General features: G+C 56.4%; 19 protein-coding genes. 2 read left to right on the top strand and 17 right to left on the bottom strand.

Going from position 1 to position 18,428, the window contains the following annotated elements:
* Positions 1 to 48 precede the first annotated feature (48 nt).
* Together ACN0UH_RS09460 and hemE are read left to right on the top strand one after the other, a co-directional pair.
* Positions 49 to 1,467, top strand: a complete 1,419-nt coding sequence (locus tag ACN0UH_RS09460) for an FAD-dependent oxidoreductase (protein WP_417661828.1) — start codon at positions 49 to 51, stop codon at positions 1,465 to 1,467.
* 198 nt (positions 1,468 to 1,665) lie between these two features.
* A complete protein-coding gene (hemE, locus tag ACN0UH_RS09455; RefSeq protein WP_417661827.1) occupies positions 1,666 to 2,733 on the top strand; it encodes a uroporphyrinogen decarboxylase in 1,068 nt (355 codons plus the stop codon).
* Between the two features lie 50 nt (positions 2,734 to 2,783).
* On the opposite strand, the gene ACN0UH_RS09450 is transcribed toward hemE, so the two are convergent.
* The 17 genes from ACN0UH_RS09450 to ACN0UH_RS09370 all read right to left on the bottom strand — a co-directional run bounded on the left by ACN0UH_RS09450 (position 2,784) and on the right by ACN0UH_RS09370 (position 18,428).
* Positions 2,784 to 3,224, bottom strand: coding sequence for an excinuclease (locus ACN0UH_RS09450; RefSeq protein ID WP_417661826.1), 441 nt, complete (start codon positions 3,222 to 3,224; stop codon positions 2,784 to 2,786).
* A 69-nt stretch (positions 3,225 to 3,293) separates the two neighbouring features.
* On the bottom strand, positions 3,294 to 4,520 hold the full coding sequence (locus ACN0UH_RS09445; protein WP_417661923.1) for a beta-ketoacyl-ACP synthase: 1,227 nt from the start codon (positions 4,518 to 4,520) through the stop codon (positions 3,294 to 3,296).
* Between the two features lie 23 nt (positions 4,521 to 4,543).
* Positions 4,544 to 5,272 (bottom strand): 3-oxoacyl-ACP reductase FabG, encoded by a 729-nt coding sequence (gene fabG, locus ACN0UH_RS09440; protein ID WP_417661825.1) that lies wholly within the window; start codon positions 5,270 to 5,272, stop codon positions 4,544 to 4,546.
* Positions 5,265 to 5,732 (bottom strand): 3-hydroxylacyl-ACP dehydratase, encoded by a 468-nt coding sequence (locus ACN0UH_RS09435; protein WP_417661824.1) that lies wholly within the window; start codon positions 5,730 to 5,732, stop codon positions 5,265 to 5,267. The genes fabG and ACN0UH_RS09435 overlap by 8 nt, the downstream gene beginning before the upstream one ends.
* Positions 5,729 to 6,928, bottom strand: a complete 1,200-nt coding sequence (locus ACN0UH_RS09430) for a beta-ketoacyl-[acyl-carrier-protein] synthase family protein (RefSeq protein WP_417661823.1) — start codon at positions 6,926 to 6,928, stop codon at positions 5,729 to 5,731. The genes ACN0UH_RS09435 and ACN0UH_RS09430 overlap by 4 nt, the downstream gene beginning before the upstream one ends.
* Entirely contained in the window at positions 6,928 to 7,428 is a 501-nt protein-coding gene (locus tag ACN0UH_RS09425; protein WP_417661922.1) for a hypothetical protein, read from the bottom strand. Before ACN0UH_RS09425 ends, ACN0UH_RS09430 begins: the two co-directional genes overlap by 1 nt.
* A 14-nt stretch (positions 7,429 to 7,442) precedes the next feature.
* The gene (locus ACN0UH_RS09420; RefSeq protein ID WP_417661822.1) at positions 7,443 to 8,168 is read right to left on the bottom strand and encodes a class I SAM-dependent methyltransferase; all 726 of its coding nucleotides are present in this window, start codon (positions 8,166 to 8,168) and stop codon (positions 7,443 to 7,445) included.
* A gap of 11 nt (positions 8,169 to 8,179) precedes the next feature.
* Complete coding sequence (locus tag ACN0UH_RS09415; RefSeq protein WP_417661821.1) at positions 8,180 to 9,424, bottom strand: NAD(P)/FAD-dependent oxidoreductase; 1,245 nt, start codon at positions 9,422 to 9,424, stop codon at positions 8,180 to 8,182.
* Entirely contained in the window at positions 9,411 to 11,771 is a 2,361-nt protein-coding gene (locus ACN0UH_RS09410; protein WP_417661820.1) for an MMPL family transporter, read from the bottom strand. Before ACN0UH_RS09410 ends, ACN0UH_RS09415 begins: the two co-directional genes overlap by 14 nt.
* Positions 11,761 to 12,366 (bottom strand): outer membrane lipoprotein carrier protein LolA, encoded by a 606-nt coding sequence (locus ACN0UH_RS09405; RefSeq protein ID WP_417661819.1) that lies wholly within the window; start codon positions 12,364 to 12,366, stop codon positions 11,761 to 11,763. Before ACN0UH_RS09405 ends, ACN0UH_RS09410 begins: the two co-directional genes overlap by 11 nt.
* Positions 12,363 to 12,788, bottom strand: a complete 426-nt coding sequence (locus tag ACN0UH_RS09400) for an acyl-CoA thioesterase (RefSeq protein WP_417661818.1) — start codon at positions 12,786 to 12,788, stop codon at positions 12,363 to 12,365. The genes ACN0UH_RS09405 and ACN0UH_RS09400 overlap by 4 nt, the downstream gene beginning before the upstream one ends.
* A complete protein-coding gene (locus tag ACN0UH_RS09395) occupies positions 12,778 to 14,322 on the bottom strand; it encodes an HAL/PAL/TAL family ammonia-lyase (RefSeq protein WP_417661817.1) in 1,545 nt (514 codons plus the stop codon). Before ACN0UH_RS09395 ends, ACN0UH_RS09400 begins: the two co-directional genes overlap by 11 nt.
* The gene (locus ACN0UH_RS09390) at positions 14,303 to 15,244 is read right to left on the bottom strand and encodes a glycosyl transferase (RefSeq protein WP_417661816.1); all 942 of its coding nucleotides are present in this window, start codon (positions 15,242 to 15,244) and stop codon (positions 14,303 to 14,305) included. The genes ACN0UH_RS09395 and ACN0UH_RS09390 overlap by 20 nt, the downstream gene beginning before the upstream one ends.
* Entirely contained in the window at positions 15,241 to 15,975 is a 735-nt protein-coding gene (locus tag ACN0UH_RS09385) for a glycosyltransferase family 2 protein (protein ID WP_417661921.1), read from the bottom strand. Before ACN0UH_RS09385 ends, ACN0UH_RS09390 begins: the two co-directional genes overlap by 4 nt.
* Entirely contained in the window at positions 15,968 to 17,632 is a 1,665-nt protein-coding gene (locus ACN0UH_RS09380) for an AMP-binding protein (protein ID WP_417661815.1), read from the bottom strand. Before ACN0UH_RS09380 ends, ACN0UH_RS09385 begins: the two co-directional genes overlap by 8 nt.
* Entirely contained in the window at positions 17,629 to 18,174 is a 546-nt protein-coding gene (locus ACN0UH_RS09375) for a hypothetical protein (RefSeq protein WP_417661814.1), read from the bottom strand. The genes ACN0UH_RS09380 and ACN0UH_RS09375 overlap by 4 nt, the downstream gene beginning before the upstream one ends.
* Positions 18,171 to 18,428 (bottom strand): acyl carrier protein, encoded by a 258-nt coding sequence (locus ACN0UH_RS09370; RefSeq protein ID WP_417661813.1) that lies wholly within the window; start codon positions 18,426 to 18,428, stop codon positions 18,171 to 18,173. The genes ACN0UH_RS09375 and ACN0UH_RS09370 overlap by 4 nt, the downstream gene beginning before the upstream one ends.

The raw sequence follows: 18,428 nt of genomic DNA, 5'->3' as shown, positions 1-18,428 counted from the left end.
CTTGCTGCGCCGCTTTAAACCGAGCGCATGCTGTTGAGAGGTTTTGAAATGACTGAACGTCTGAATAACGACTTCCAGTTCATCGAAGTTGGGCGTAAAGACCCAAAGAAGAAGCTGTTGCGTCAACGCAAAAAAGAATTTGTCGAAATTTACGACAACTTCAAACCGGCGGTTGCTGCCGATCAGGCGCATCGTTGCCTGGGCTGCGGTAATCCATATTGCGAATGGAAATGCCCGGTGCACAACTTCATCCCTAACTGGTTGAAGCTGGTATCAGAAGGCAACATTCTGGCCGCTGCTGAGCTGTCGCACCAAACCAACACATTGCCGGAAGTTTGTGGTCGTGTATGCCCACAAGACCGTCTCTGTGAAGGGGCTTGCACCCTTAACGATGGTTTCGGCGCGGTGACCATTGGTTCGGTCGAGAAGTACATCACCGATACCGCTTTCGCCATGGGCTGGCGCCCGGATATGTCCGGTGTTCAACTGACTGGCAAACGTGTTGCTGTGATTGGTGCTGGGCCTGCGGGACTGGGTTGTGCAGACGTATTAGTGCGCAGCGGTGTGACGCCAGTGGTGTTCGACAAGAACCCGGAAATCGGCGGCCTGCTGACTTTTGGTATTCCTGAATTCAAGCTGGAAAAAACCGTGCTTAGCCACCGCCGTGAAGTTTTCACCGGCATGGGCATCGAGTTCCGTCTCAATACCGAAATCGGTAAAGACATCAGCATGGATGAGCTGCTTGCCGAATACGACGCCGTATTCATGGGCATGGGCACCTACACCTACATGAAAGGTGGTTTCCCGGGCGAAGACTTGCCGGGTGTACACGATGCATTGGATTTCCTGATCGCCAACGTTAATCGCAACCTCGGTTTCGAGAAGTCGCCAGAAGACTTTATCGACATGAAGGGCAAGCGCATTGTCGTGCTCGGTGGCGGTGATACCGCCATGGACTGTAACCGCACCTCGATCCGTCAAGGCGCCAAGTCCGTGACCTGTGCTTATCGTCGTGACGAAGAGAACATGCCGGGTTCGCGTAAAGAAGTGAAGAACGCCAAGGAAGAAGGGGTCAAGTTCCTGTTCAACCGTCAGCCCATCGCCATTGTCGGTGAAGACAAGGTTGAAGGCGTCAAGGTGGTTGAAACCCGTCTTGGTGAGCCAGACGCTCGTGGCCGTCGTAGCCCTGAGCCTATTCCGGGTTCGGAAGAGATCATCCCGGCTGAGTCGGTGTTGATCGCGTTCGGCTTCCGTCCAAGCCCGGCGCCTTGGTTTGCTCAGTTTGAAATTGAAACCGACAGCCAAGGCCGGGTGATTGCGCCAGAGCAGAGCACCTTCAAGCACCAGACCAGCAACCCGAAAATTTTCGCCGGTGGCGATATGGTTCGCGGTTCTGATCTGGTGGTGACGGCGATCTTCGAAGGCCGTAATGCCGCTGAAGGTATTCTCGACTATCTGGGCGTCTAATCAGGCCATTGCTGGCCTGGCCAGACGCGGCAAATCGTCACGATAGATAAAAGGCACGGCACTCGCCGTGCCTTTTGCATTGTGGTCTGCGAAAATACCCGCACTTTTTTCTCTTGCTGGCGATTGCGGACTGTTGTGAGTGTCCCCGCGCAGGCTGTGAAAGCTAATGAATTTGATGAATTACCGAGAACTCTGAACATGACAGCCTTGAAAAATGACCGTTTCCTGCGCGCCCTGCTCAAGCAGCCTGTTGATGTCACTCCCGTGTGGATGATGCGTCAGGCTGGCCGTTACTTGCCGGAATACCGTGCGAGCCGCGCTAAGGCGGGCGACTTCATGAGCCTGATGATGAATCCGGAATTCGCCTGTGAAGTCACCCTGCAGCCATTGGATCGTTATCCACAGCTCGACGCTGCCATTCTGTTCTCAGACATTCTGACTATCCCGCACGCGATGGGTCAGGGTTTGTATTTTGAAACAGGTGAAGGTCCGCGCTTCAAGAAAGTCATTAGTTCAGCAGCCGATGTTGATGCCCTGCAGGTGACTGACCCGGAGAAAGACCTCGGCTACGTGATGGATGCCGTACGCACCATCCGCCGCGAGCTCAATGGTCGTGTGCCGCTGATTGGTTTCTCGGGCAGCCCGTGGACTTTAGCCACCTACATGGTTGAAGGCGGTTCCTCGAAGGATTTCCGCAAGTCCAAAGCCATGCTTTATGACAATCCGCAAGCGATGCACAACTTGCTGGATAAACTGGCGCAGTCAGTCACCGCTTACCTCAATGGCCAGATACTTGCGGGCGCTCAGGCGGTACAGATATTCGATACCTGGGGCGGCAACCTGTCGTCTGCGGCCTATCAGGAGTTCTCGCTGGCTTATATGCAGAAGATCGTCAGTGGTCTGATTCGTGAACACGAAGGTCGCAAAGTTCCGGTTATCCTGTTTACCAAGAATGGCGGCCTGTGGCTTGAGTCGATGGCTGCGACTGGCGCTGATGCGCTGGGCCTGGATTGGAGCTGCGATATTGGTGAGGCGCGTACGCGAGTGGGTAATCAGGTTGCGCTACAGGGCAATATGGATCCGACCGTGCTGTACGCCAAGCCTGACGCGATCCGTAAAGAGGTTGCGCGTATTCTCGCCAGCTACGGCAACGGTACGGGCCACATCTTCAACCTGGGTCATGGCATCACCCCTGAAGTTGATCCAGCCCACGCAGGCGCCTTCCTGGAAGCTGTGCACGAGTTGTCGGCGCAGTATCACCAATAACCTGTGTTGCTGCGCGGCGGTCTAGCCGCGCAGCGTCTTGCCGTATCTGCTCACTTGAGCTTGGCGAGCTTGCCCTTGAGTGCGACGCCCGCTACGAAAGCGCCCGCATGGCATTCATAGTTCTTGCTGTCGCGCATTTCCTTGCGCTTGTAGTAACTGCTGATATCCACAACAGCATTGGCCCCGGCTTTCTTGGCCTCATCTTGTAAGGCGATCAACGCAGACTTCAGAACCCAGGAGCACGCCTCATCGTCTGATTTGTTAAAGGCGTTGGTTTTTTTATTGGTAACGACCTCGTGCAACGTGCTGGCTTTGCCTGGCACTTTCTCACCGGCCAGGTAGAACTTGACGCTGCCATCGAGACGACCCTCTTCAGTCGCATCGACCACGACGGTATGAAAGTCGAGGATCAAGGTGGTGTCGCGTGCCTGACTTATGCTTGGCATGGCAGCCAGTACAGCCAGGGCAAAACTCCAGTGTTTAACTTGCATTGTTATTTCCTTGTTGGTTGTGTTCAGCCTTATCGATGGCTGTTATGTGTTGCTGCGCGAAATATTCTCCTAGCCCCAGCGCTTGAAAATAAGCGAGGTATTAACCCCGCCAAAGGCGAAGTTGTTGTTCATGACGTGATCGTTGCTCATTTGCCGGAACTCACCGCGTAGATAATCGAGCGGGCCGCAGCGCGCGTCCACTTGGTCGAGGTTGAGAGTCGGCACGTACTGGTCGCGATTCATCATCTCGATGCTGAACCACGACTCCAGCGCGCCGCAAGCGCCAAGGGTGTGGCCGAAGAAGCTCTTCTGTGAGCTGATCGGCATCTGCTCACCAAACAAGCTGCTGGTGGCCAATGTTTCTGCGATGTCGCCTTGTTCGGTTGCAGTGCCATGACCATTTACATAGCCAATCGCTTGCGGCTCCAGCCCTGCGTCATCCAAAGCCAACTGCATGGCTTGACGCATGGTGGTCTGCTCCGGTTTGGTAATGTGCAGACCATCGGCATTGCAACCGAAGCCAACAATCTCTGCATGAATCCGCGCCCCTCGGGCGAGGGCATGCTCAAGCTCTTCAAGAACCAATATCCCGGCGCCTTCACCGATGACCAAGCCATCGCGAGATACGTCGTATGGGCGCGGTGAGCTTTGTGGTGCGTCATTTTGCAGGCTGGTGGCATACAACGCATCGAAGACCATGGCCTCGGTCGGGCACAGCTCTTCGGCACCACCGGCCAGCATCATTGGCAGGCGTCCGAACTTGATCGCTTCATAGGCATAACCGATACCTTGGCTACCGCTGGTGCAGGCACTTGAAGTTGGAATCAAGCGGCCCTTGAGACCGAAAAAGATGCTGATGTTCGCCGCCGTTGTATGCGGCATCATGCGAATGTATGAGTTGGCGTTAAGCCCATCGGCCACCGAGTTCAGAAGCATATTGCCGAAGGCTTTGATTTCTTCGGTACTGCCGGTTGATGAACCACAGGCAACGCCCATGCGGCCATCCTGAATACTTGGGTCGCCCAATAAGCCGGAGTCATCAAGTGCCCGTTCCGCAGCATATACCGCCAGTTTCGACACACGGCCCATGCTGCGTAATTGCTTACGCGTCCAATGTTTTGGGGTGGTGAAGTTATCTATTGGCCCACCTAGACGCGTATTGAGCTCGGTATAGGTGTCCCATTCATCCATGCGCCGAATACCGCTGCGACTGGCGCGAAAGTTGGCCTCGATGCTGGCCCAGTCATCGCCCAGCGAGGTGACACCCGCCATGCCTGTGACTACGACCCGTTTAATGGCGACCTGTTTAATGTTGGTCATCAACACAGCCCTCCGTTGACCGCAAGGACTTGACGGGTGATGTAGGCGGCTTCATCTGACATTAGAAAGTTCACCGCGCCCGCCACCTCTTCAGGTGTACCGAGACGTTGCGCCGGGATCATCTTGAGTAACTCATCTACCGGCACATGCTCGTCAAGCATGTCGGTATCGATCAGACCAGGGGCTACGCAGTTGACTGTGATCTTGCGTTTGCCAAGCTCAATGGCGAGGGCCTTTGCGGCGCCAATAACGCCTGCTTTAGAAGCGCTGTAATTGACTTGTCCGCGATTGCCGATCAGCCCGGAAACCGAGGTGATGCAAACAATCCGGCCGGGTTTGCGGCGGCGAATCATTGGCATGGTCAGCGGGTGCAGGACGTTATAGAAACCATCCAGGTTGGTACGCAAAACCTGGTCCCAATCATCCTCGCTCAGAGCTGGGAAGGCGCCGTCACGGGTGAGGCCGGCATTGCATACCACGCCGTAATAGGCGCCGTGTTGCTCGATGTCGGCTTCCAGTTGCTCGCGGCACGCTGTGCGATCGGCTACATCAAACTGAATGATCCGGGCACTTTGCCCCAGCGCGGTAATCTCGGCTTGCACCGCTTGCGCATCTTCACGTCGGGTGCGGCAATGCAAAACCAGATCATGCCCAGCGCGGGCCAGACGTAAGGCAATGGCACGGCCAATACCGCGGCTGGAACCGGTTACTAATATAGGATCAGACATGTTGTTCGGCCTCGCCGGATTCTTCTAAAAACTGGGTTGCGTTAGGTGGCTGGAATACATTGAGCCGCGCGGTTGCGTGAATGTCCGGTCCTGTCAGATGACACTCGAAAACCGCCATGCCGTTGTCATCCTGCAGCGAGCGCAGCGCTTTGATATGCAGCTCTGCACCTAGCGGGAAGGACTCAACATTGCACTCGAATTTACGCGTGCCGAGCAAAAAACCCAGTGCTATGGTTTTGCCCGCTTCGCGTGCATGGCAGCCAGCAAAGGCGGCAATGCTCTGTGCCATCAACTCAACACCCAGCCACGCGGGTAAGCTGCCATCTTCCTGGTTGAACAGGCCGTCGGCTTTTACCTGCAGGCGGGTCTCAACTTCATCGATGTCATAACGTACGACCTCATCAAGCAGCACCATATCGCCGGAATGAGGCACTAACTCGGCCAACGGAAAAAGGCTCATGGCACGACTCCTAATATTAGACTGACGTTACTGCCGCCAAAGGCAAAGGAGTTGCTCATGGCATGGCGCGGTGCAGTATTGAACCGGGTGTCAGGTGCAGCAAGTTTGATGGGCGGCAGTTGCGGGTCGGCCGCGCCATCCCAAATATGTGGCGGCGCCAGTTTGCTTGGGTTGTGCTCGCTCAGGGTCAGCCAGCAAAAAGCCGCCTCCAGCGCCCCTGCTGCGCCGAGCGTATGGCCGCTGAGTGCTTTGCTTGAAGAGCAATTGACACCGTCAGGAAACACGGCCTGTACCGCCAGCGACTCCATGGCGTCGTTATGTTGCGTCGCGGTGCCGTGCAGGTTTAGATAGTCGATGTTACTGGCCTCGAGTTTGGCTGCCTTGAGGGCGGCGCGCATGGCTTGCTGTGCGCCAATGCCGTTCGGTTCAGGCGCTGAAATATGATGAGCGTCCGAGGATGCGCCGCCACCGAGCAGGGCAATCGACTCAGCTTGCCCGACGTTGGGTTGACGAGACATCAGAAACAACGCCGCGCCTTCGCCGATGTTGATTCCCTGACGGTTACGTGAGAATGGCTGGCAGCGTTCTTCGCTCACCGCTTCAAGTGAACTGAAGCCATTCAGCGTCAGCCCACACAGACTGTCTGCGCCGCCGCAGAGCACCACATCGCAGACATCTTGCTGAAGTAGACGATGGGCGCTAAGCAGTGCGCGTGCACTTGAGGTGCATGCGGTGGAGATACAGTAAGCCGGGCCGCAGAGGCCGAGCCAATCGCTTAAAAAATTTGCCGGCGCTGAGATCTCTTGCTGTGCGTATGAGTAGTCGGCGGGCAGAGAGCCCTGTGCGTGATGCAAGCCAATACTTTGTGTTGCCTCATCAATTCCCGAGGTGCTGGTGCCGATCACCACCGCCACTCGATGACGACCAAACTGCTCGATTGCCTGACGGATATGTGGCTCGATTTGCAACGCAGCGGCCAGCAACAGCTGATTATTGCGACTCTGCGCAGCCTCCATTGTGGCTGGCATCGGTGGCAGTTGGCCGTTGACTACGCCAAGGGTCAGCTCTCGTCCGGTGCCCCAGCCGCCTTGTTTGCGCATGCCCGAGGTATCGCCACTGAACAGGGCTTTGGCGACTGTCTGGGTATCGGCGCCGAGTGCGCAAATCACCCCTAAATGGTTCAAGTAACTGGGCATCATTGGTTCTCACGCGAGACAATCTGAGTGACGTGATAACGCGTCAGGTCGCCTGCCTCAAGGGTGAAATCAAGCGGTTCACTGTAGCTGATCCGCCAGTCGGGGCTCAGCGTTCGCTGCGTGTCGCTGATGATTTGCCAACTGTTCGCAGGATAGTTGTCAGCAATGCTGGAGGGCGTACTAAGCGCAAATAACAAAGCGGAGAACAGTTCGCGGGCGGCAGGGTTAGGCGGTAATAAACCTTCGTTTTGCCAAGTGCCCGCGACCAGTTGCTGGCGCGCCAGCGGCGTGCCCATTGGGTCAAACAATGACCAGCGTAATGTTGAGCCCTGCGCCTGAATGACCAGCAGCCAAGTCTCCCCGCCAGCTTCAGCTTGGCGCTGTACCTGTAGGGTTAGCGGCAATTGGCTGTGCAGTTGTGGCGTTGTCGGCGGCACTGGCGTATGCGCTGCGCAAGCCCCCAGTAGCAGGCACAGGCCGAGTATCAGACTGCGTACTATCAAGCTGCGGCTCATCAAAAATGTACCTGTACAGGCTTGCGCGCCACGACGTTGACTAACGTTTCGTCGCGTTCGCCAGCGGGCTTGGGTTTACGCAGGCGCAAGCGTTCCAAAAGGCCGAAATCTTTCGCCCGACTCCACCATAAATAGGGGTATGAAATCTGCTCTGGAGAAAATTCGAAACCTTGCTTATGCAGCATGTGCAGGTATTGCTCCGCAGTTTTTTGCACGTGCATGGGGTGACGAAACAGCCAGCGGATTACCCAGGTGTCGATATAAAAACGAGTCGATTCGGCAAACAGTAACAGACCGCCCGGTTTGAGTACTCGGTAGAACTCCGCCAAGGCCTGATCTTGCTCAACCAAGTGGTGGAACGTCTGATGACAAAACACAATATCGACGCTGGCATCCGCCAGTTGTATCGCCGCGCAGTCGCTGCTGAGCAATTGCACCTCGATACCGGCATCGCTGGCTTGTGCTTGCGAACACTGCAAACTACGGCGATCGGCGTCCAGTCCAATTAATTTGCTCGGAGCAAAGGCTTGCTGCAAGAGTTTGAATGACTTGCCTTGGCCACAACCTGCATCCAGCAGCACTGGCGCTGTCGGTAGAGCCGAGCCAGCCAGAGACTTGAGATCATTGATAGCGACACGCAAAACGTGATGCTGCCAAACATAGCTTTGGAGAAACCAGAAACCAAACTTGGTTTCCTCGACATAAGTGTCAGCGGCAGGATTCATCATGGTCCTTGTCAGGTTGGCGAGCATAATTGGGCGAGTACGCTCAAGCGGCGTTTTGGCTCGGCAACATAGGGGTTGGTTTGATCCCAGGCATAGCCAGCTAGGATCGAACTGATCATGCGGCGGATATGTGGAGCCGCATTTTCGAAGTAGATGACATCTTGAAAAGTGCCGTCATACCAGCCTTCGACATAGGCCCGGAAAGTGTCTACCCCACGTTTCAAAGGCTCGGCAAACTGGCTCTGCCAATCAACCTGCTCACCGCTCAGCTGGCGATGCAGTATGTCGGCAGCCATGCTCGCAGAGCGCATGGCAATGGTCACACCTGAGGAAAACACTGGGTCAAGAAACTCTGCCGCATTACCCAACAACGCGTAGCCGGGGCCATGCAGGCGCTTGACGTTGGCCGAGTACCCGGCGAGCGGGCTTGCCGGAGTATCCCAGACGGCATTTGCCAGAACAGTGTCCAGCGAGGGCGCTTGTTTTATTAGCTCACGCAGGCAGATATTTGGGTCATCACTCAGGCCCTCGAAGCGCTTGGCGTCAGCGACCACCCCAACCGAGCTGCGGCCGTTGCTGAAGGGAATGGTCCAGTACCAGATATCCCGTAGCTGCGGGTGCGTGGTGATGAGGATGCGTTCACGGTTGAAGGCGGGGCTGTCGATACGGTCTTCGATATGGCTGAACAATGCTTTGCGCACAGGGAAGGTTGATGGCAACTCGAGGTCGAGCAAACGCGGGAGCACTCGCCCATAACCGCTGGCATCGAGTACGAAGTGGCAGTTGATTAAATACTCTTCACCATCCTTCAAGCGTTTGACTCGCAACTGCGGATGGCTTGCCTCAAAGTCGCCGGCCACCACTTGTTCTTCATAGCGAATCTCGACGCCTTGGCGCTCGGCTTCATCTGCGAGAATCTTGTCGAACTTGGCACGCTCGACTTGAAAGGTCGAGCCCTTGCCGACAGTGAAGCCGTCGCGAAAATCGATGTCTGTATAACGTTCTCCCCAAGCAAACGCGGCACCATGCTTGATTTGGAAGCCTGCGTTCTGAATTGCCTCGAGCATGCCGGCTTCTTCGATAAAATCGAGGCAGTGCGAGAGCAAGCTTTCGCCAATCGAGAAGCGCGGAAAACACTGGCGTTCGAGCACTAAAACATCGTGACCATTGCGCTTGAGCAGGGCGCTGGCAATTGCGCCTGCCGGGCCAGCGCCGATCACTACGATCGTTCGATTTTCGCTTTCAACAGGCTTCACTGGGCGTCTCTGTGTGATTGGTTTTTTGTGGTTTTAGATTGTCTGGTGATGGCTCGGAACTTGCCCATGGCGAGTAGATAAAACTCAATAACAAGCCCAGGCTGACGGTCAGGCCAAAGTTGGCGATGGCTGGGGTGCTACTGAACATCAGCAGGCCGAATGACAGCCAACTGGTGAGTGCTGAAAGCAAGGTGCCAATCAGGCTCACTGCCGGGCCGCCAATCGATTCACGCATGAGAATTGCGTAATCGATACCAATGGCGGTGATGAGCAGCAAGCCAAATACACTAAACAACGTGAGGGGTTGTCCGAGCCAGCCAAGACAGGCCAGTGTTGTCAGCGCTGCCAGTAGCGGCAAGCTGACGACTCGCAATGCGCCGCTGAGACCAAAAGGTATGCACAGCAAGACAACAATCGCCGTGCAGGAAATCAATTTAAGGCTTGCCGCGCTGATTTGGGTTTGGCTGAACAGCTTGTTCACCTCGCCCAGGCGATCAACCCATTCGACGCCTTCAAGACCTTCAGCAGCGTCTTGCAAGAGCGCCGTGCTGGCCTGGCCTTCGAGGCTAACCAAGCCACTTACTCCCTGTGCATTGGCGCCCATCCATAAGGGGCGCCACGGCTCTGACAACGGTTCTGCGAGCACCGCCTCCAGTGTTTGAGCCGGTTGCTGCAGTAACGCATCCACCTCAGCCGTCAGTGCTGCCTGCGAGATGCCTGCATCGAGCAGAGGCTGCCAATACTGATTGAGCGTTTTAAGTGAGTGGCGCAATTGACTAAGCTGTGCGTCGGGCAGAATCAGTTGATTGAGTGACCGGTAACCGCGTAGTTCTTTGCTGGCGACAAGGCTGTCGAGGCGTTTGCTGAGTGCCGCTTGGCGTTGCAATAACTGTTGCTCATTCGCCGCTTTAACCAGATAAAACTGGCTGGTGGGCTGTTGCCCGGTCAGCTCGGCGATGCGTTGCGCCTGGCTAACCAAATCGGGTGCTTTCGCCAGCCACTGGCGTAGATCGTTCTGGGTGTGCAACTGCAATATGCCGCCCAGACAAAACAGCGCCAAGCCGATCAGAAGTGGCCAGCGGGCGGTTTTAAGTAGACGCGTGCGCCAGGCCAGTAATTGGTAAGCGATATTCAGCAGAGTGGGGGCGGGTTGCAGACGCATGCCTTTAAACCAGGCTGGCAGCAGGCAAATCGCAGCTAAATAAGCGCCGATCAGCCCTGCAGCCGAGAACACTGCAATTTGCGTCAGGGCTTGAAAAGGGGTGAACGCCAGCGCGATGTAACCCAATAGGTTGGTGGCCAGACTCAAGCTTAAACCCGGTAGGGTTGCCCGCATCGCCGCCCAGCTTTGCCAGTCTTGCTGTGCCCAGCACTTGCTCAGGTAATGTTGCGGGTAATCAATGGCCACGCCGATCAGGCTAGCGCCGAGAATCAAGGTTATGGCATTGATCTGGCCGAAAAACATGACGCACGCGGCACTGCCCGCCAACAGCGCAACCGCCACCGGCAACAGACTCAGCAGCACCCGTGCCCGGCGATAGGCCAAATACAACAGCGCTATCAATGCAATGATTGCGCTGCTGCCCAGCAGGCTGATTTCACTGCTGGCTTGGGTTTGCCCGGCATTGGCATACAGCACGCCGCCACTTGCCAGTAACTGCCCTCCGGCGGCCATGGTGGTGCGGCGAGCGCTGGCCACCTCTGCCGCCACCAACGGCGGAGCTTGCAGATCAAATGCGTTGCCATGACTTTGCGCGCGTAGCAGCACCCAGGTCATGTCTCTGTCGGTGATCAATAACGCGCCGCTGCCGAGATCGATCTGTACCTTGCTGTGCGGATTCAAGGTGGTTTGCGCGCGGGTTGTCAGGCCTAGCCAGTCCTGCTTGATTGGCACAAGGGTTGTGCTTGCGAAGGTATCGAACAGCTCGCTTACGCGGCGTTCAATGAATGCTTGCGGCTGATTTATCAGCAGGTGTTTGTCGGCCGCTGGGAGCAGTGACAAGCGCCCATCCAAGAGTTGCCGACGTAGGCTCGGCACATCGCTCTGCAAGCGCCACTGCACCTTAGCGAAGTGTTTGTTCGCGCGCAGTTGCAGACCAATCTCGGAGGCTAATTGGATGGCCGTGCTGCGTTTGCTGTGGCCGACTAATAACAGGAGTTCGCGGTTGAGCGGTTCCTGCATACGTTTCTCTGCAGCTTGAACTTCAGCGTCAACCTGACTCTGCGGCAGCAGGGCAAGTAAGCTGGCAACCACGGGTGGGCCGTTGCGCCATTGCCAGGCGACCAGGCAGATTAGCGCCACCAGCAACACGCCGAACAGGCGCGGCAGGCTGCGTTCAGTCTGCAAAATTGTCTCGCTCGGTTTGGCTCAGTGCAGCTGCAGCTTGGCTGTTGGGCAGTTGCAGGAGCGTCCGGTCACCTTGGGTTTCAAACAGCTCGATGCGCTGCACCAGTTCACCGCCCTTGATTTCGATGCGACTGAATATTTGCTTGAGCAACAGTGCACGGGGCTCCAATGTCAGCGCCCAGTCATCTTTTGTTCCTTGCAATTGCAGCTCAAAGTCAGCCTTTAAACCGGAACTGTCGCCACGTAACAAAGCCAGAAACAAGCGGCTTTGCTGGGCGGCAGCGTTATTGCCGGGTTGCATCTGCCAGCCAGCGTTTGTACGTCTGGCGATGCCTTCACTGTTGATCCGATACGTCTGGCTGATTGGGCTCTGTAGCTGCCACAGCAAACCCTTGTCAGTCGCGAGGACAAACTGGCCGCGGCTGGTTAAGGGCTGGGCCATCGCTCGCAGGTGTTTTTCCTGAATAAACGGGCCGCGCACCACGGCGTTATCAGCGAGCTGATTGCTGAGCGCGGTCAAGTCAAACGCGCAGGCAATGGGTGTCATCAACAGGCAGCAGAGACTGAGTGCTATGCGCCGGATTGAATGGCTCATGTCAGCGCGCGCTCAACGGCGTCAACGAATACGCGCGGCGATGCGAGCTGCATTTCTCGGCTGGCAATTTCAACGGCTACTTGCACACTGCTCGCGCGGGTAAGGCGTTCACCGGTTGCGGCATCGCTGATCAGGTAATGGATTTTCAAGCGATTTTCCCACTCGACAAGGTCGGCGCGAACGATGAGTGTCTGGCCAAATGTGGCGCCACGGATGTAGCGCAGTTGTAGATCAATAATCGGCCAGGCAAAACCTGCATCACGCATGTGCGAGTAGTTGTGGCCGATTTTGTCGAGCAGGGCGCAGCGCGCAATTTCGAGGTACTTGACGTAATGGCCATGCCAGACCACTTCCATCATGTCGACATCGAAGAACGGCACGACAATTTCGCTCTCAACCTGTAATACACCGCTACTGCGCATAGAGCCTCCAGTGCTGATTACGAATACGTTGTAGACACAGCCTTAGCTCGCCTTCCAATGCTCGATCTTCTATAACCGGTGGGAAGTCCTGCGCCAGTTGTGCGCGCATGTTCAGCAGCGGCTCTGGCAGTTGCCGGGGGCTGGTTTGCAGGCGTAGCCAGACGCCTTGGTTAGCCGCGAGCAACGTGGCAGCGGCAACCTGTTCAGTCAGTTCAAGGCTGCGCAAGGCGTCGCGCGCGGCAATAGTGCCCATGCTGACTTTGTCTTGGTTGTGGCACTCGGTCGAGCGTGAAAAAACACTGGCGGGCATGGTGTTTTTCAGGGCTTCTGCAGTCCAGGCGCTGGCGCCGATCTGCACGGCTTTAAAGCCATGGTTAATCATTGAACTGCTGGCAGGAGCACCGGACAGGTTGCTCGGCAGGCCATGGTTGTAACGTACATCGACCAGCAAGGCGAGCTGTCGGTCGAGTAGGTCGGCAACGTTGCCCACCAGGTTTTTCAGGCTGTCCATGGCAAAGGCAATGTGTCCGCCGTAGAAATGCCCGCCGTGCATGACGCGCTCGGTCTCTGCATCGATCAGCGGGTTGTCATTGGCACTGTTGAGCTCTGTTTCGATAAATTGCCGCAACAGGCCCAAACTGTCGGCCATGACCCCAAGTACATGCGGGGCGCAGCGCAGCGAGTAGCGATCCTGCAGACGGTGTAGCGCTGCTGTGGGCCCGGTAATCGCCAGATCCTCACGCAGCCAGGCGGCGACCTGCATTTGCCCCGGGTGCGGCTTGGCGGCAAACAGGCGCTGGTCGAAGTGTTCCGGGTTGCCTTCCAGCGCGATCACGTTGAGCGCGGTGATACGGGTGGCCAGTTTCAGCAAATAGTCGGCGCGGGAATAGGCCAGGCACGCCAGTGCGGTCATGACCGCCGTACCATTCATCAACGCCAGCGCTTCTTTCGGACGCAGGGTCAGCGGTGTCCAGCCAAGTTGTTCATGCACCTCGTGCGCACTGCGGCGCTGACCTTGGTAGAGCACTTCGCGCTCACCGCTGAGGGTCGCTGCGACGTAAGACAAAGGCGTTAGATCGCCACTGGCCCCGACCGAGCCTTCCTCTGGAATTAACGGCAGAATGTCGTGTTCAAGAAACTCCTGCAAACGCTCCAGCAACTCCACGCGCACGCCGGAGACACCAAAGCACAGCGATTGCAGACGCGCAGCCAGCACCGCGCGTGTTGCGTCGGGCTCAAGCAATTTGCCAAGGCCACAGCCATGAAATGTATACAGATGACGGGGCAAGGCTTCGACTTGATGCAATGGCACTGCAACCACGCAGGAGTCACCGTAGCCGGTTGTGACTCCGTAAATCACACCTTCTTTATCCAGCAGGGTATCGAGGAAGCGCGCCCCTTTGGCGATTTTTTCCCGGTAGTCGGCATCATGTTGCAAGTGCGCCTTGGCGCGTTGTTGTGATAGCGCGACAACATTCTCGATCGTCAGGTGAGTTTCGCCGAAAATGACCGGCTCAGGCTGATGTGTCGTCATCTGTATTCCAAAACGGATAAAAGTTGAACCACTGATCGGGTGCATCCAGGCAGCGCTGACCCAGACGGTCGGCAAAGCGTTGAGTCCACTCGCGGATTACGCTGTCACGGGTGTCGCGCTTCCATTGCACACTGGCGGCGAAAGGCTCAAGCAAGATCTGATACCGGCCCGCTATTTTGACGCAGCTCATAAAATTAACCGGACATTTGAGTAGCCCGGCCAACAACCACGGCCCTTGCGGAAATGCTGCCGGTTTACCGAGAAAGTCGACGCTGACACGACGTCCGCCGTGTAGCGCGATGCGGTCGCCTGCGATGGCCAACCACTCGCCTTGTTCAAGGCGTTCAGATAACTGCAGCATAACTGCTGGGTTTAGCTCGCTGACTTGGATCAGGCGCATATTGCTGGCGCCGGCCTCACCGAGTAGCTGGTTGAATTGCTCTGCATGTTTGGTATGCACCAACACATTCATCTTGACCTTGTCACCCAGCTCGGCCAGCGCGCGGCACACTTCAAGGTTGCCCAAGTGCGCGCCAACCAGCATTTGTCCGCGCTGGCCGCGCATTTGCTGGCGTAGCTGTTGAGGGTCGACCAGCTCGATGTCGCTGGCATTCAATTGACCGCGCCAGATGTCCAGTTTGTCGAGCAAGGCGTCAGCAAATGCCATGAACTGCGCAAACACCGAGCGCTGCGTGGGAGCGGCGGTTTTGCCGCTCCAGAACATCAAATTCTGCTGATACTCGGCAATACTGCGCCGCGCCTTGGCGCCGAATACAAAGAAGTACAGGACGATTAAATAGAGCAGCGGGCCGATCAGTTTACGGCCGAGAAGGCGCGCTGCGGATACGGTGAACTTCATCAGCAGCAGGCTGCCGCGTTCTTGCTGAGCCGCCCAGTGTTGGTGCTTGTTTGCCTGATTCATTGGCGCCACCTGCGCCAGGCAATCAGCGGCGCCCGCAGCAGCATGCCAAAGAATAATTTGGCGTGCATTTTAGAGATCAGCAGGTTGTCGTGTATCAGACGAAAGTGCGAGATACCGCCCAACGGATAATGCACGCGAATCGGCAACCACTGCATCGATTGGTTCTGCCAGGCCATACGCACCAGAATTTCGGAGTCGAAATCCATGCGTCTGCCTATATTGACCCGATTGATTAGCGCAACGGTGCTGGCCAGTGGGTAAACCCTGAAACCGCACATGGAGTCGCGTATCTGCAGCGACAAACTGTTTATCCACACCCAAATATGCGTCAGATAGCGCGCATATAGACGGCTCTTGGGTACGCTTGCGTCATAAACCGGAAAACCGCAGATAACGGCTTGCGGATGCAACTTCGAGGCGGCGAGAAACGATCCAATGTCACCGAGGTTGTGTTGGCCGTCGGCGTCTACTTGCAGGGCATGGGTGAAACCGAGCATCTGCGCTTCACGCAGCCCGGCCATCACTGCACCGCCTTTGCCCTGATTTTGCAGCAAGTGCACGGCATAGCAATCAGCCTGTTCGGCAAGTTTTTCGATCACGGCGGTACAGGCCGGGCTGGATCCATCGTTCACCAGAATGCACGGCAGTTTGGCCTTGCCTAATGCGGCTACGACATGCACTAAAGCCTGTTCATGGTTGAATACCGGAACAACTACGCAGGCGTTATACATGATCAGCCAGCAAGATGCGTCCGGACGAGCACGCTGCATTGTTATGTCTGAAAGCGAAATACAACTTGCCGCGGCTGGTATCAAAACGCAGCGAAAGCTGAATAGCGTCGCCGGGGCGCATGAGTTGCTGAAACTTGAGAACTTCCATTCCGCCAAAGCGCGCAGGTAGATCTTTGATCAGTTGCCGGGCCAGACGCAGTGCCCAATCAATCTGCACCACTCCTGGCACCACCGGGGCTGATGTGAAGTGACCACTGAAGTGGGCAAGATCAATCGGTACGCGCAGTGTCAGCAAAAACTCGCCATCGTTTTCAGCGATGCTTTGAGGTGTTATTTGGGTGGTTCTTGGTGTGTCCAGAAGTTGTTCAACCTGCACCTGCGCGAGCTTGCCTTGGCTGTTGTAGGGTAACTCGGTGGTTAACCGCCAGCGGCGAGGCAGGGCAATGGGCTCGACATGCTCGCTGAGATGATTGCGCAGGGTTTGGGTGACGGCGCGTCTGCCGCGGTTGCGTAGCGCATGCAGGCCCGCTGGGCTGAGTGCAATCAAGGCACCGAGGAATGCCCGGCCTTTGTGCAGCGCGCCGATTCGAGATTCGCTGACCCAAGCGTGGCTGTTGAGTGTGTTTTCAAGCATGGGCAGAGATACGCGTTTCTCTTCCAGCTTGATAATGCGGTCGAGTCGGGCACGCAGCAGAAACCTGCCATCGGCTTCAATCTCCACGGCATCGGCGGTTTCCTCACGCTGCCCGGCAGGCAGATACGGCGAAGTAAGGCTCAGTGCGCCCAGCGGGTTGAGGCTTACTTCCACGCCCTTGAACGGTTGCCAATATTCGCCACCTTGTCGCCAAGCGATGCCACCGGTCTCAGTGCTGCCGTAAATTTCGGTGGGTAACTGTTTTAAGCGTGCTTGCAGGCTCTGCGCCGCTTCATTGGGTAATACCCCGCCAGATGAGAACAGCATGCTTACTCGGCTCAAGGCTGGCCAATCGAGGTTGTCGCTCATGCGTTTAAGCAAGGCGGGGCTGGCGACCCAGACAAAGTGTGGATGCGTGAGGCTGGCGCGCTGCATGTCTTCGCTAAAAGGCTGGGCGTGACGTAGAAAAGTCCGCCCTGCACACAGTGGCCACAGAACCCGGAAAAGCAGGCCGTAGATGTGCTGCGCAGAGACACTGGCGACCACGACCGCATTGCCTAGCGCGTTGCCCCATAACTGTTCCAGCGCCGCGACTTCGTTGGCCAGTTGGGCAATGCTCTTTTCGATCAGCTTGGATTCGCCACTGGAGCCGGATGTGCACAATGTCAGGCGGCAAGTATCTCTGTCTAAATGTGTAGCAATAGCTGGCGTGTAGTCGCGCGTGTCGGGTAAGGCGTCGAGCCAGAGATCAATCTGTGTGCCCAGCTTTAAACGGGTTTGCTGTTGTGCGTCAGCGGGCAGCAATATGGTCACCCCAGCCTGCCAGGCGGCAAACAGAGCAATCGCCAAGTCGGCGGCATCGTCGAGATGAATGGCGACTCGCTGAATCTGCTGAGCCTTGAAGTAGCTCGCCAGCAACAACGCTCGCTGACAAAACTGTTGATGATTCAGTGCTGGGTCGAGACTGACATTACGTTGAGCGAGTGGCTCAAGTAACAATGCTTCAAGGGAAATCCATTTCATGCGAATTTCCTTACACGTTGGCGAACTAACCATTCCGCAGCGAATAGCAGCCCCATCAATAAATAGGAAATCAAGCCGTTGTACAGCGTCCACCATGACAGCGGTGCCCATAACGTCAACGCGGTGGCGATCAAGCCGTTGCAGAAGAAAAACAAGGCCCATACCTGAGTCACTTGGCGGGTATAACGCACGGCTACAGCGGGCAAGTCAGGCTCGCGTAAACGCGCGAGGCGTTCAACAATTGGCGGCCCGAATTTAAGGCTCAGCACGAACAGGCTCAGTAACATGGCGCTTAACAGCACTGGATACCAGCGCAGCAATGCAGGCGCACCCGCGACGCCAAGTAGTGCGCAAAAGAGCAGCGCAGCCAGCGCCATCCAGCGGCCGCCCGGGCGTTGCTCGCCAAGCAGGAGTCGGGCGAGCCACAAGCCACCGAGTAACGCGGCAAACACGCGCGGTGATAAATGCTCGATGCCGTAATACACCGCAAATGGGTATGCCAGTCCGGCCAGGAGCAAGATCAGGCCTAGCAGGCGACTCATGCGAGCTCTGGGTTGACCAGCTTGAACACGGCCTCGACCACATCACCAACAGTGCGTACCGATTTGAATTCATCGGCGGCGATTTTCTTGCCGGTCTTGCGTTTGATGTGATCAATCAGATCGACCGCATCTATGCTGTCGATTTCCAAGTCTTGGTAAAGATTGGCGTTGAGATTGATATCCGCTGCGTCGAGCTCGAACAGTTCGACCAGTGCATCGCGCAGGGTATTAAATATTTCATCACGATTTTGCAT

Source organism: Pseudomonas sp. (genome assembly GCF_048265905.1).
GTDB lineage: Bacteria > Pseudomonadota > Gammaproteobacteria > Pseudomonadales > Pseudomonadaceae > Aquipseudomonas.
This window is presented reverse-complemented; position numbering and strand designations above follow the sequence as displayed.

Bases quoted from the DNA above. Each gene is read 5' to 3' on its own strand.
- ACN0UH_RS09460 (WP_417661828.1), top strand. From the start codon at position 49: ATGACTGAACGTCTGAATAACGACTTCCAGTTCATCGAAGTTGGGCGT.
- hemE (WP_417661827.1), top strand. From the start codon at position 1,666: ATGACAGCCTTGAAAAATGACCGTTTCCTGCGCGCCCTGCTCAAGCAG.
- ACN0UH_RS09450 (WP_417661826.1), bottom strand. From the start codon at position 3,224: ATGCAAGTTAAACACTGGAGTTTTGCCCTGGCTGTACTGGCTGCCATG.
- fabG (WP_417661825.1), bottom strand. From the start codon at position 5,272: ATGTCTGATCCTATATTAGTAACCGGTTCCAGCCGCGGTATTGGCCGT.
- ACN0UH_RS09435 (WP_417661824.1), bottom strand. From the start codon at position 5,732: ATGAGCCTTTTTCCGTTGGCCGAGTTAGTGCCTCATTCCGGCGATATG.
- ACN0UH_RS09430 (WP_417661823.1), bottom strand. From the start codon at position 6,928: ATGCCCAGTTACTTGAACCATTTAGGGGTGATTTGCGCACTCGGCGCC.
- ACN0UH_RS09420 (WP_417661822.1), bottom strand. From the start codon at position 8,168: ATGAATCCTGCCGCTGACACTTATGTCGAGGAAACCAAGTTTGGTTTC.
- ACN0UH_RS09405 (WP_417661819.1), bottom strand. From the start codon at position 12,366: ATGAGCCATTCAATCCGGCGCATAGCACTCAGTCTCTGCTGCCTGTTG.
- ACN0UH_RS09400 (WP_417661818.1), bottom strand. From the start codon at position 12,788: ATGCGCAGTAGCGGTGTATTACAGGTTGAGAGCGAAATTGTCGTGCCG.
- ACN0UH_RS09395 (WP_417661817.1), bottom strand. From the start codon at position 14,322: ATGACGACACATCAGCCTGAGCCGGTCATTTTCGGCGAAACTCACCTG.
- ACN0UH_RS09390 (WP_417661816.1), bottom strand. From the start codon at position 15,244: ATGAATCAGGCAAACAAGCACCAACACTGGGCGGCTCAGCAAGAACGC.
- ACN0UH_RS09385 (WP_417661921.1), bottom strand. From the start codon at position 15,975: ATGTATAACGCCTGCGTAGTTGTTCCGGTATTCAACCATGAACAGGCT.
- ACN0UH_RS09380 (WP_417661815.1), bottom strand. From the start codon at position 17,632: ATGAAATGGATTTCCCTTGAAGCATTGTTACTTGAGCCACTCGCTCAA.
- ACN0UH_RS09375 (WP_417661814.1), bottom strand. From the start codon at position 18,174: ATGAGTCGCCTGCTAGGCCTGATCTTGCTCCTGGCCGGACTGGCATAC.
- ACN0UH_RS09370 (WP_417661813.1), bottom strand. From the start codon at position 18,428: ATGCAAAATCGTGATGAAATATTTAATACCCTGCGCGATGCACTGGTC.